The organism is Halosolutus sp. YCN4 (genome assembly GCF_059736495.1).
On sequence record NZ_JCASSM010000006.1, the window covers coordinates 194,735 to 207,183 of the forward strand.

Annotated in this window: 9 protein-coding genes and 1 pseudogene; 3 read left to right on the forward strand and 7 right to left on the reverse strand. The window is 63.3% G+C overall.

Going from position 1 to position 12,449, the window contains the following annotated elements:
• Nucleotides 1–43: 43 nt before the first annotated feature.
• Complete coding sequence (locus tag AC6I6X_RS20440; RefSeq protein ID WP_497932410.1) at nucleotides 44–1,450, forward strand: cryptochrome/photolyase family protein; 1,407 nt, start codon at nucleotides 44–46, stop codon at nucleotides 1,448–1,450.
• 223 nt (nucleotides 1,451–1,673) lie between these two features.
• Nucleotides 1,674–1,814 (forward strand): annotated as a pseudogene (locus AC6I6X_RS20445) (HalOD1 output domain-containing protein); the annotation flags it as partial.
• Between the two features lie 402 nt (nucleotides 1,815–2,216).
• On the opposite strand, the gene AC6I6X_RS20450 reads toward AC6I6X_RS20445, so the two are convergent.
• From AC6I6X_RS20450 to AC6I6X_RS20470, 5 genes are all read right to left on the reverse strand, one after another.
• Complete coding sequence (locus AC6I6X_RS20450) at nucleotides 2,217–3,296, reverse strand: Gfo/Idh/MocA family protein (RefSeq protein ID WP_497932411.1); 1,080 nt, start codon at nucleotides 3,294–3,296, stop codon at nucleotides 2,217–2,219.
• A 139-nt stretch (nucleotides 3,297–3,435) separates the two neighbouring features.
• Nucleotides 3,436–4,623 (reverse strand): ABC transporter ATP-binding protein, encoded by a 1,188-nt coding sequence (locus AC6I6X_RS20455; protein WP_497932412.1) that lies wholly within the window; start codon nucleotides 4,621–4,623, stop codon nucleotides 3,436–3,438.
• A gap of 13 nt (nucleotides 4,624–4,636) precedes the next feature.
• Nucleotides 4,637–5,683 carry a carbohydrate ABC transporter permease gene (locus tag AC6I6X_RS20460; protein ID WP_497932413.1) on the reverse strand — a complete coding sequence of 349 codons (1,047 nt, stop codon included), beginning with the start codon at nucleotides 5,681–5,683 and terminating at the stop codon, nucleotides 4,637–4,639.
• Nucleotides 5,683–6,762 (reverse strand): carbohydrate ABC transporter permease, encoded by a 1,080-nt coding sequence (locus AC6I6X_RS20465; protein ID WP_497932414.1) that lies wholly within the window; start codon nucleotides 6,760–6,762, stop codon nucleotides 5,683–5,685. Before AC6I6X_RS20465 ends, AC6I6X_RS20460 begins: the two co-directional genes overlap by 1 nt.
• On the reverse strand, nucleotides 6,752–8,221 hold the full coding sequence (locus AC6I6X_RS20470) for an extracellular solute-binding protein (protein ID WP_497932415.1): 1,470 nt from the start codon (nucleotides 8,219–8,221) through the stop codon (nucleotides 6,752–6,754). Before AC6I6X_RS20470 ends, AC6I6X_RS20465 begins: the two co-directional genes overlap by 11 nt.
• Before the next feature lie 422 nt (nucleotides 8,222–8,643).
• Between AC6I6X_RS20470 and AC6I6X_RS20475 the strand changes: the two genes are divergently transcribed.
• A complete protein-coding gene (locus AC6I6X_RS20475) occupies nucleotides 8,644–10,899 on the forward strand; it encodes a choice-of-anchor W domain-containing protein (protein ID WP_497932416.1) in 2,256 nt (751 codons plus the stop codon).
• A 127-nt stretch (nucleotides 10,900–11,026) separates the two neighbouring features.
• Here the strand turns inward: AC6I6X_RS20475 and AC6I6X_RS20480 are convergent, their stop codons facing one another.
• Entirely contained in the window at nucleotides 11,027–11,164 is a 138-nt protein-coding gene (locus AC6I6X_RS20480; protein ID WP_497932417.1) for a hypothetical protein, read from the reverse strand.
• A 322-nt stretch (nucleotides 11,165–11,486) separates the two neighbouring features.
• Nucleotides 11,487–12,071, reverse strand: coding sequence for a DUF7344 domain-containing protein (locus AC6I6X_RS20485; protein ID WP_497932418.1), 585 nt, complete (start codon nucleotides 12,069–12,071; stop codon nucleotides 11,487–11,489).
• Nucleotides 12,072–12,449 lie beyond the last annotated feature (378 nt).

A 12,449-nucleotide genomic window follows, 5' to 3' on the forward strand; every position in this document is an offset into this window, starting at 1 on the left:
CGGTACCTGCATATTTTCACCGCTCCGACCGTCATCGACGACTGTGATCCTCCACTGGCACCGCCGCGATCTTCGGGCCCGGGACAACCGCGGACTGGCCCGCGCCGCGGGCAACGACCGGATCGTACCGTGTTTCGCCCTCGATCCCACCGTTCTCGAGCACGCATCGCCGGTCCGCGTCCGCTGTCTGCTCGATGCGCTCGCGGGACTCAGAGCGTGGTACCGTGAGCGGGGCGGTGACGTCCTCGTCGTCCGCGGGGAGGCCAGCGCAGTCGTTCCCGCTCTCGCAGCCGAGTACGACGCATCGGCCGTCGTCTGGAACGAGGATTACAGCGGTCTCGCCCGCGATCGGGACCGGGCGGTCACGGCCGCACTCGAGGACGACGGGGTCGCGGTCGAGACGGTCCACGACGCCATTCACCACGAACCGGGATCGATCTCGCCGAATCAGGGCGAGCACTACTCGGTGTTCTCGTACTTCTGGAAGAAATGGAAGGACCGCGAGAAGACCGCCCCGATCGAGCCGCCGGATGCGGGCGACCTCGCCGACGTCTCGGGGGAACCGCTGCCGTCGATGGACGAACTTGGGTTCGACGAACCCGAGGCGTCCCCGCCGACCGTCACGCAAGAGCGGGCCCGCGAGCGCGTCGCCGCGTTCTGTTCGGACCCGATCTACCGGTACACGGAGGAGCGCGACTATCCGGCCGCCGGCGCGACATCGCGGCTCTCGCCCCACTTCAAGTGGGGGACGATCGGGCCGCGGGCCGTCTACGCGGCCACCGAGCGGGCGGCCGATCGAGCCGGATCGCCCGAAAGGGCAGCGAGCGTCGAGGCGTTCCAGCGCCAGCTCGCGTGGCGGGAGTTCTACGCGCACGTGCTCGCGTACAACCCGGCCATCGTCACCGAGAACTACAGCGGCTACGCGGCCGCGATTCCCTGGCGCAACGACCCGGACGAACTCGCCGCCTGGAAGGTCGGCGAAACGGGGTATCCGATCGTCGACGCCGGGATGCGCCAGCTTCGCGAGGAGGGATGGGTCCACAACCGCGTCCGAATGATCGTCGCGTCGTTTTTGACCAAGGACCTGCTGATCGACTGGCGCGCGGGCTACGACTGGTACCGTCGGAAACTGGCGGACCACGACACGGCCAGCGACGTCGGGGGCTGGCAGTGGGCCGCCTCGACGGGGATGGACGCCCAGCCGTACTTCCGGGTGTTCAACCCGATGAAACAGGGTCGGGACTACGATCCCGACGCCGAGTACGTCACGACGTACGTCCCCGAACTCGCCGATGCGACCCCGGACGAGATCCACGACTGGCACGAGCAGACGCCCGCCGACCGCGAGCGGATCGCACCCGCGTACCCGGCACCGATCGTCGACCACGCCGATCGACGGGAGCGAGCGATCGAGGCGTTCGAGCGGGCGCGTGCGGACGATCCGGAGTAGCGAGCACCGACTCCCCGGCACGAACGTACCGGGGCCAGGATCGCCGGTGACTCGTTCTCGTCTGCCAGTACGCGTAACGGTTCGTAGGCCAGCGGCACGCATCGGTCACGTCGATCCCATCCCGCCGACCGCCTCGACGATAGCCTGGCTCGGCGACATCGAAGCGGGAGACGTGGACGGGGTACTCTGAAGGGACGTACGCAATTCTAGACCGGTTGCGCACCTGCACGTCGTCGACCCGGAGGCGCTCGACGCCCTGTTTCGACCGATCGCGTCCGGGGGGCCGGCGTCACGGAACGCCGCCGACACGCGCGTCGTCCTGGAGCACGAGGGGTCCGAGATCACCGTCTACAGCGACGGACACGTCGAGGTATCCGACCCGACGACCGGAGGCGAGTCTTTCGCGGGGATCCGATCGGGGAGTGACGAGCCGCGATGGAAGCCGGATCGCGTCGGCGTCGCCCCGTCCCTTTCACTGGATCGTGTACGTAACGATGTCGTCACAGTTGCAGGTCGGGCACGTCTGTACGCCACGGTCGACCGACGTCCCACACCGGCGACACTCGACGACAACCGTCCGACTCCGACCGCCGAACAATCCTGCGACCGCGGCGCGGACCGACCGGCCGGACGATCGAGATCGATCTGTCATGGTACGACAGTTTCGGATATCACAATTTGTTACAGAGTCCATACCGGAACGGTCATCCTCGTATACCAGTCGTTTTTTCGGCACTTTCTCGGCTACGACCGGGGTAGGTGGTCGCTACTCCCGGAGCGAGACCGTTCGTTCCTCCTCGCTGGACTGGTAAATCGCGTCGATGACCCGCTGGACTTTCAGCGCTCGCGCGATGCTGTCGCTGGCGGCCTCGTTCTCGTACGCGTCGCTGGTGATCGCGTCGATGAAGGCTTTCTGCTCGTCCGAGTGGGTGTCGTTGTGCCTGGTTTCGATAGTCGTGTCCTCGAGGTGGTCGGGGCCAACCTTGCTCGCGGAGTGAAAGGAGAGGTCCCCCTCGAGCAGATCGAACCGGGCGGCCGACTCGGTCCCCCGAACGAAGAACTCGTGGTCCGCCGGCCGGTTCGTCGCCCACGCGACCTCGAGGGCGATCGTCCGGTTGCCCTCACAGCGGACGAACGCCGTCGCCGAGTCGTCCACGTCGAAGCTGCCGGGGCCGGCATCGTCCGCCCACATGTCGAGATACGCGTACTCCTCGCGATCGCCGAACTCGCCCCGCGTCACGCCGTTTACCTCTATCACGTTCGGATACTCGAGCAGGTACAACGCGAGGTCGATCGCGTGGACGCCGAGGTCGATGAGCGCGCCCCCGCCGGCGATCTCCCTGCGGGTGAACCACGAGCCGCGGCCCGGAATCCCCCGTCGGCGGACGTAGTTCGCCTCGATGTGGCCGACTTCGCCGAGATCACCCCGATCGATCCGGTTCTTGACGATCTGGACCGTGTTCGCGAACCGGTTGTTGAACCCGACCATGCAGAAGCCCGTGGAGTCCGCCGCCGCGTCGGCGATTCGCTCGGCGCTCTCGATCGAGTGTGCGAGCGGTTTCTCGAGGAGGACGTGGAGATTTCGCTCGAAGGCGTCGATGGCGTACTGTTCGTGGTACTTGTTCGGCGTCGTGATGATGACGGCGTCGACGAGATCGTACAGTTCGGTGTGATCTTCGTAGACTTCGACGTCGTATCGACGGGCGAAGTGCGTTCGTGCCTCGGCGGCGACGTCCATTCCTCCGGCCAGCGACACGTCGAGGTCGCGGAGCCGTTCGGCGTGGTACTGGCCGATGTTGCCGAGGCCGACGATTCCAACGTTCGTGTCTGATCGATCGAGTGTCATCGGCGGTCTCCGTGGGCAGTGGTGGCTCGTTTCGACTCGATACACCTGTAACCGCTATACCGAACGTTGGTGCTCGATCGCCTTTGGTCCGTCGCCGACCGAATTTGGGGCCGGTGGGAGCCAGGGCGGTGTCGATCGATCAGCTATCCGCCTCGGTGGGGGTGGTCCCGGGCTCTCGCTCGGGGAAGTCGGTGATCCCGTGGACCAGCGCGTCGCCGCTTTCCGAATCGAAGAGGTGAATCTTCGATCGGTCGAGGACGACCTCGATCTCCTGGTCCGCTTCGATGTCCGTATCGGGGGTGACGCTCATCAGCAACTGGTTGGGCGACGTCGCGGGATCTTCCTCCATCGACCCCGCCGCGGCCTCGGAGAGCAACAGGTAGACGAAGACCTCGTCGCCCATCGGTTCGAGGACGTCGGTCCGGGCGTCGATCGGATCCGTCGACGACTCGAGCGAATCCGCGTACTGGACCATGTGAACGTCTTCCGGCCTGATTCCGAGGGTGATGGCGTCGCCGACCGTCGCTCCCGGAACCCGACCCGGATCGAGATCCACGGTGAAGTTGTTCGTCAGGAGACCCTCCTCGACGAGTTCGCCTTCGACGAAGTTCATCGAGGGCGACCCGATGAAGCCAGCGACGAACAGATTCGCCGGTTCGTTGTAGCAGACCAGCGGGGCCGCGAGTTGCTGGAGTCGCCCTTCGTTCAGGACGGCGATCCGGTTCGACATCGTCATCGCCTCGGCCTGGTCGTGGGTGACGTAGATGATCGTCGTCCCGAGTTCTCGGTGGAGCCGCTGGAGTTCGGTACGCATGTGGACGCGCAGCTTCGCGTCGAGGTTCGCCAGCGGCTCGTCCATCAGGAAGACGTCGGGATTCCGGACGATCGCACGTGCGATCGCGACCCGCTGGCGCTGGCCACCGGACATCTCGTCGGGCATGCGATCGAGCATGCCCTCTAGCTGGACGATGTCGGCGGCCTGTTCGACGCGGCGGCGGACCTCGTCGTCGTCGTACTTGCGGAGACGAAGGCCGAAGGAGATATTCTCGAAGACGTCCATGTGGGGGAACAGGGCGATGTTCTGGAAGACCATCGCGACCCCCCGGTCCTTCGGCGCGAGGTTCGTGACGTCGTCGTCGCCGATGTAGACCTGACCTTCGGTCGGCTGGGTTAGCCCGGCGACGGTCTCCATGGTCGTCGACTTCCCACAGCCCGACGGCCCGACGAAGGTGACGAACTCGCCGTCTTCGATCTCCATGCTCACGTCGTCGACCGCGGTGACGTCATCGTAGCGTTTCGTGATGTTCTCGAGTCGTACTCGTGCCATGATTGTGATTTCCTTATTCTTTGAGTGCGCCTGCGGTGAGTCCGCTGACGATCTTTTCCTGGGCCACGACGACGAGAATCGCGACGGGGATCACCCCGATGATGCTCGCGGCGGCCATGAGGTTGTACAACACCTGGTACTGTCCCTGATAGGCGAGAATGCCGTCGAGAATCGGTGCCCAGTTCTCGGGCTGGCCGTCCGTCATCAGGAACGAGAAGAAGAACTCGTTGTAGACGGCGATAAAGGTCAACACGCCGGCTGTTGCGACGCCGGGTGCCGACAACGGGATGATGACCCGGAACAGCGCGCCGAGTCGAGTCGTTCCCTCGACGCGAGCCGCATCCTCGAGTCCGTCCGGGATCTGGGAATAGAACGTCGTGAGAATGAAGATCGCGAGCGGCATGAAGATCGCCGACAGCGGCGTCACGAGCGCGAAGGGGGTGTTGTAGAGCGTGCCGTCGCCGGTGATCGGCCTGAGGATACCGAACGTGGTGTTGAACAGGTCGTTCAGGGGGATGAAGAAGGCCGCCGGCGGGAAGAACGAAATCACCAGCACGAGTAGCATGAGCGGCGTTCGACCGGGGAACTCGAGACGACCGAACGCGTAGCCAGCGAGGCTGGCGATGACCAGGACGACGATCGTCGAGGCCAGCGCGATCACGAAGCTGTTGAACATATAGATGTGGAACGGAATGACCTCGAAGACCTCGACGAACGCGCCGGGATTGAACCCGTTGGGCGTAAAGATGATGTCCTGAAGCTGTCCCTCCGGCGTCAGCGCGACCATGAGCAGCCAGTAGAACGGGAACAGCGTCGTGAACAGGAAGAAGATCGCCGCGACGTAGAACATCGCCCGGTAGACCCGTTCCGGATGGGAGATGGAGTCTGCTACCCACTGCTGGAGCGGACCGCGATCGAGTTCCGCGTCGCGATCGTCCTCGAGAACCGTGGTGCCGCCGTCGGGCCGGCGGAGGGTCGGATCTCGTGGGGCGTCGTCCTGTTCGTCGTCGATACCTCCGGTGTCGTTCGCGCTGTCGGTGGTGTCGTTCGGATCGGTCATTAGTACGGCCCTCCTTCGGTATCGCGGAAGAGCAGGACGTACACGCCGATGATCAGGCCGATCACTAGCGCCGTCGCGAACGCCACGGCGGCAGCCGTCGCGTAGATGCGCGTCCCGCCGAACATCGCCTCGACGACGAGGCAACTCAACGACGGCACGGTCGTACACCCGGCGGTGGATTCGATCAACCCGAACACGCGCATCGCGTCCATCGTTCGGAACAGCATCGCGACCAGCAGGGCCGGCATCACGAGCGGGAGCGTGATCAGTTTGAACCGCTGCCACGGTGACGCGCCGGCCACGCGCGCGACGTCGTACAGACTCCGATCGACGCTCTGGAGTCCGGCGAGGATCAGCAGCGCCATGAACGCCGACGATTTCCAGATGTCGGCCACGAGGATGATGATGAAGGCGTCCCGGCTGTTGGCCAGCGGCGTTCCGCTGAAGATGCCGAGGCTCTGGAACAGGTCGGAGCCGAATCCGACCGTCGGCTGGAACAGCAGGAAGAAGATCATCCCCTGGATGACGATCGGCACCGCCCACGGGAGGATGATCGCCACGCGGACCCAGCGTCGGCCCCGGAAGTCCTGGTCGAGCACGTAGGCTTGCCCGAACCCGATCACCGTCTCCATGACGACGCTGATAACTGCGAACGCGAGCGTGACGAACAAGGCCTGCTGGAAGAACGGAGTGCCGAGTTCGATAAAGGGAAACGACGACGTCAGCCCCACGTCGAGGAACTGCCGAGCCAGCCGCGCGTTCCCGGTGAGGATGTCGACGTAGTTTTCGATCCCGACGAACGCACCGAGCGGATCCATCCCGCGCGTCTGGTCGGCGCGCAACGAGATGACGAACGTCCGAAGCAGCGGGTAGAACGCGATCAGTGCCAGCAGCGCGAACGCGGGGAGCAACAGCAGGTACGCGTAGGCCGCCTCGCTCAGGTTCTCCATCCAGTTGATGACGGCGTTGCCCGTCCGCTCACGGCCTCTGGCCGTCCCTGCTTCGCCGCCGGCCAGCGTTCCACCGTCTGTAACCATTTCGTCGTCGGTCACCGGGCTGTCGTCGGTATCAGTTACCATTCGATTGCACCTCCGCTTCGCTCTGCTCGAGCTCTTCCGCGAGATCGTTCATCGCCGATTCGGGCGCTTTCGCGCCGCGGTACGCCGCGTTGATCCCCTGATAGATCAGCGCCGATTGTTCGGGCCAGAGGTCGGTCGCCGGCCGTGGGATCGCGTTCTCGCTGGCCGAATTAACCACGTCCCCGTAGCGAGCGACGGGGCCGACGTCGTCCGGATTGGCCTCCCCGACCAGATCGAGGTTCGGCGGGAGGAATCCCGCGAGTTCGAAGATGGTGAGCATTACTTCCTCGTGACTGAACGCCTCGAGGACTTGCAGCGCTTCCTCCTGGCGTTCCGAGAACGGACTCACGGCGAGGTTCCAGCCGCCGAGCGCCGCAGCGGTGCCGCCGGTGCCCCCGTACTCGGCTTCCTCTTCGGAGACTGCGTACGGTCTCGTCATCACGCCGAGGTCCTCACCGAAGGCCTCCTCGGTTCCCGTCTCCGCGATCGCGTACGACCAGTTGCGGTTCGAGACGGCGTTCCCGGCCGCGAACGGACTGAGCGATTCCTGTTCCGTCCACTGGACGATCGGTGACGGACAGATCTGGGCGTACCCGTCGAGCGCATTCTCGCTCTCGCCCTCGATGAACGAGCGCATCATCCGGATCGCGTCGATGACCGGTTGCTCGTTGACGGTGACCGGTCGCTCGCCGGCGGTGAACAGGTTCTCTGAGCCGCCGAAGTAGGCCCCTCCCCAGGAGGTCATCACCTCGTTGAACGTACAGCAGGATAGCCCCTCGTAGGCGGCCGCCTGCGTCGTGTACCCGTAGTCGAGGCCGGCCTGGTCCCTCGCGTCGCTGACTGCGTTCGCGAACTCCTCCCAGCTCGGTGGATCCGTTCCCCAGCCGCTGGTATTGTATCCGGCGTCCTCGATAAGGTCCTGCCGGTACAACGTGAACCCCAGATCGGGGAACATCGGCAGCGCGTGGAGATCCCCGGACTCGGGATGACGCGCCGTTTCGAGGATCGCTTCGAGGTAGTCCTCGTTGACATGCTGGAGCACGTCGTCCGAGAGGTTCTCGCTCAGGTTGACCGTCTGGTTCCGAAGGATGAACGGAACCGTCCAGCCGCTGTCCATCAGGTGGATGTCGGGCGGGGCGCGACCCGCCTCGAGCGCCGACTGGGTCGTCTGCATCCGTGTTGCGGAATCGCTGACGACGGTCTGGACGTCGACGCGGATGTCTTCGTCGAGGCCGGCGTCCCACAGCGCCTGCTGGACGGAAGGGCCGTCGCCGTCGCTGTACATGATCCCCTCGACGTCGGTCGCGGCGGTCATCACGACGGTGTTCGATTGCTGTCCGCGACCGACGCAGCCGGCGATCGCCGTCGCGCCCAGCGTCGCGGACGTCCCCGTTGCGGCCACGAACGTCCGGCGGGACACCCCTGGACGGTCGTCACGTCCTGTGCTATGTGGTCCCATCCGACGCGAAAACACGACACTCAGCGTCTTAATTGTCTGGCTTGCACGAATGTAAACAATGTGGACAGTCGGGAAACCGTGCTAGTGTAATCGCCGATTTATGCGGTCCGTGATCGGGTCTTCCCCGTGTCTCGCCTGCTTTGCGACGCCGATAGTCGCGATCGATCGCCGCGCAACCGTCGTCCGTCGATCGACTCACGATCGGTCTCCGTAGCCCTAGCCTTCCAGCAATTGCCACGCATTTTGCGGCCGCTACCCGTCACACAGTCGGTCCATAGCGATCGGAATCGGGCGCCTAGCCGATCGGGCCGAGACGCCAAACGCTCTTTCCGGGTCCATCTGGTTGTGTATATATACATTCACATCTCCGGTCATCAACTCTTGCGTGACTCCCGGGGGATGCCCGGGCACGCGGAGAAAGGATGTCGAAGGACACTAACCGACACATCACGCGACGCAACGTGCTCGCGGGCATCGGCGCGACCGGTATCGGTACCGCGTTCGGCGCGTATGGCGTCGCCGCGGGCGAGAACAACAGTAACGGCAAATACGATTTCCCAGTCGCGATCGACTGGCAGGAGTCGTTCGGAAAGAAGGGCGATCGAACGCCGATCGACGCGTTGCCCGACACGGACGACGACGGAATGCAGGACCGTGAGGTCAACTACTGTGAGGGTGATAACGCCCTCATCGACGTCGACGATCCCCTCAGCTCTGACCTGCGAACTGACAACGATTACACCGATCCCGGCGATCCGTTGCTCAACTTCCACGGTCTCAAGCCGGGCTACGGTGGCGAGGTGACGCTCAGTTACCACCTCTGTGACTACCCGGGGAAGGTCAAGCTCAAAGCGTCCGACGTCAACGCTCACAAGAAGCTCCTGCACAAAGCCAAGGCGCGCGTCTGGTACGACGAGTACGACGGGTCAACCCCTCCCAACAACGGTCCAGGTGGGAAATGCGTCGAACTTGAGAAGGTCGACGATGACAACATCGATGAGATTTCCGATGGAGACGCTAACAGCGTACAGAACCTCGAGGTGGACGATACACTCGAGTTCCTCGGTGGAGACATCGAAATCGAGATCACCGGACTTGTGCTCAAAGAGGAGGGTACTGCAGACGAAGAACTCGTCGGATTCGAGTGGGAGAGCAACGTCGAGATCTGCGCGGTCAACATCTTCGGCGGTGGGACCACCGAAGTGAACGAGTACGACTGCGAGACGTCCGGCACTGCGTATGCACCCTTTGGAGCGGGGCCGGATGGTCAACTGCGATTCGGAATCAGTAACTTCACGTTCTTCTACTGTAAGAACGGCGGCGGCAACGATGTCAACGGCGTTAAGCGCGGTGACAACGTCTACCAGGGCTACGAACCGATCATCGCCCAGGGATCGCTCAAGAAGGTGCTCCGCAAACTCGAGAACGGCGTCAAGATTTCGGGCGATCCGTACGTCGCCTCTCCGTTCGACGAGGAGGGGATCAACTACTACGCGTACCCGCGAAAGAAGATCGACAACGACGGGATGGGCCACGACGCGTACACGCCCGACTGGATCACCGACGACAACATCAAAAAGCACGTCAAGAAGCCGAAGGTCCACAAGATCCAGAACCTCCGCGACGGCACCAAGTTGCACGTCCCCGGCGTCGGCTACTGGGCGATGAACGAGGACAGTCCCCTTCCCGACCTCTACGTCAAGATAAAGAAGGTCATCAAGAACAAGAAGGGGAAGATCGTCGGATTCAAGTGGAAGAGCAACCTGCCGATCTGCCGGCTCGAGGTCGCCGGCGGCGACGAGACGTCCAAGCTGAACGTCTACGATCGCGCGCGATCGGGCACTGCGCTCGCGCCGCGCTACCACGACCACGACGACGATTGCGATTGTGACGATAACGACGATCACAAAGACGGTGGGCGTCGTCCCATGACCGGCTTCACGTTCGGCGTCTGCGACGATCACGACGAGGACGACTGGTGCATCGAGAACTCGAACACGGGATACATCGGCTTCGAATGGTGGATCCCCAAGCACGTGAACCTTGAGAAGAAGAGCAAGCTTCAGGCCAACTTCGACTTCAAGGCCAAGCCGTGTGACGACTTCGAGGAAACTACGACCGAAACCGGCGACGGCTTCGCGAAAGTAGAACGCGACTTCAACGGCGATGGATCAATCAGCGGCGGTGCTCGCGCCCGGTACGGGAACAACAGTTCCTCCGGTACATGGGAGCTGGCTGTCGGTGACGAACCCGGCACCTCTGGTGAATTCGAGTCGGAGAACTACGTGTGGACGAGTGGGAACACCGTCGACTGGTCGGTCTCCTACGACGAGAGCAGCGACGAACTCACGTTCACGTTCGACGGGAACGACCTCAGCGACACCCTCGACGACCCGCAGCCGGACGGCCGCATGGCAATCCAGGGGAAAGCCGACGAGGCGACTGTCGAGGCGTCTATCGACAGCCTTTCCGTCGGCGGAAGCCCGGTCTCGTTAGACGGCCCGACGAGTGTCACAGCAACGAACGACGGTGACGGTCGAGAGATCAAGCACCTCTTGGTGAACACAGACCTCGACGGTTCAACGTCCTTCCAACTCAGCGGTGAGGCGACCGTGACCCTTCAGGACGACTATCCCGGCAGCCAAGAAGGCGTCGCGTTCGACGTCGTCTTCGAGTAACCGCCCGGCCCGAATCAGACCCGTCCACGCCGGGGCCGGCCACCCGACCGCTGCGGTTTGACTATGCCGGTTGGCCCTCCCCCAATGAGGGCGAACAACGATGACTGATGACAACTTTTGACTCGCGTCACGCAAGATTCTCGCCGGCCTCGGCGGCATCGGCGCGGGCGTCGCAGTCGTCGGTACCGGTGATGGCGCTTCTCAACGACAAGGCAGAGAGCAAGAACAACATCATAACCGCTGGTGAGTTTGTCTTGAAGATCACCACCCTCCTTTTGTGTCGTTCGTGAAGCGATCAGCGACCAGTCACAATCTGTCAGTGGTGGGCCTGGCTACTCGAACCACCTGCATCGACGAAGTATCCCATGTTATGTGGCTTGTTGAGTTATCATTCCTGGTTTTCTGGACGATGTGTCGGCAAACGTGGGTACAAGAACTGTTTGTTTCGTTTTCTTCGAGAGATCCGTTCGTTCGTCGGCTTGAAATATAAAGCAATAGATATTTACGACTGTTGAAAACAACAGTCGGTATCTGGATTTCCTGATTGACGCGGAGCGTTCTTGCGGCGACTGGGTGCCGCTACCGACCTACGTCTGACGTTCGTAGCGCCGGTGTGCGATCGCCGATCCGAGATAGAGCAGGCCGACGATCAGGAGGCCGGCTCCGGTCGGCAGGAGACCGAACGGGAAGGAGGTAAGCAAAATAAGAGCGGCGAACGCGATCGAGAAGCCGCCGAGAACGACATAGTACGTGCTCCAGCTGACCTCACCGCGGGAGTTCACATCCAGGTAGACGTCGAGGTCGCTCGCCCGGCCGGTCAGTGCGACGGTCCCCCGATCGGCGTCGAACTCGACGATCCCGTAGCTGTCCATCTTCGGGAGGTGCGCCTGTCGGAGGGCGGTGTAGACGCGCGATCGCTCCTTGTAGGTCACGGCCTCGATCGGTTCGTCGTTCTCCCAGGCGGCGATCTGGCGCGAGAGCGGGCGCAGTTCCGCGCTCCCGCCGTTCTGCCGGAGGTAGTGGAGGACGTCTCGCCGACGCCGGCAACTCAGCATCTCGAAGGCGACGTCCTGGGAGAGCGGTTCGACGTCGTCCCCGCTGCCGTCGTCGACGCGAGGACTGGACGGGATCGTGCCCGGTCGCTCGCCGGTCGGGGTCGCCGTGCTGCTCACGGTGGATCACCTCTCGCCCGGTCCGTCCTGGCATCTCGTCCGGATCGACACCGGCTGTTCGCCCACCGCGTGCCGCCGTTCGCTCCGACCCGTCCGTACCCCCTGGGTGGAGCGTCCGCCACAGCGGCTGATCTCGCTGTACAGGTACTGGATAGCACGATTCTATGACGACGTGCACGAAATCCACTAATTGTTATGCGCGATATGTTCACGAGAAACTACTCGTAGCGCACCACTAGAAATCGGTATGCGGTCCATATCCGTCGCGTAGAAGTCCGTCGTCGTTCCTGCCGGAGCAGAGTCGTGCCCACCGACCGGTCACCCGATCGGATGCGAGAACGTGACCCCGTCGGCCGGGCCGTTCTCCGGCGCGCCGCG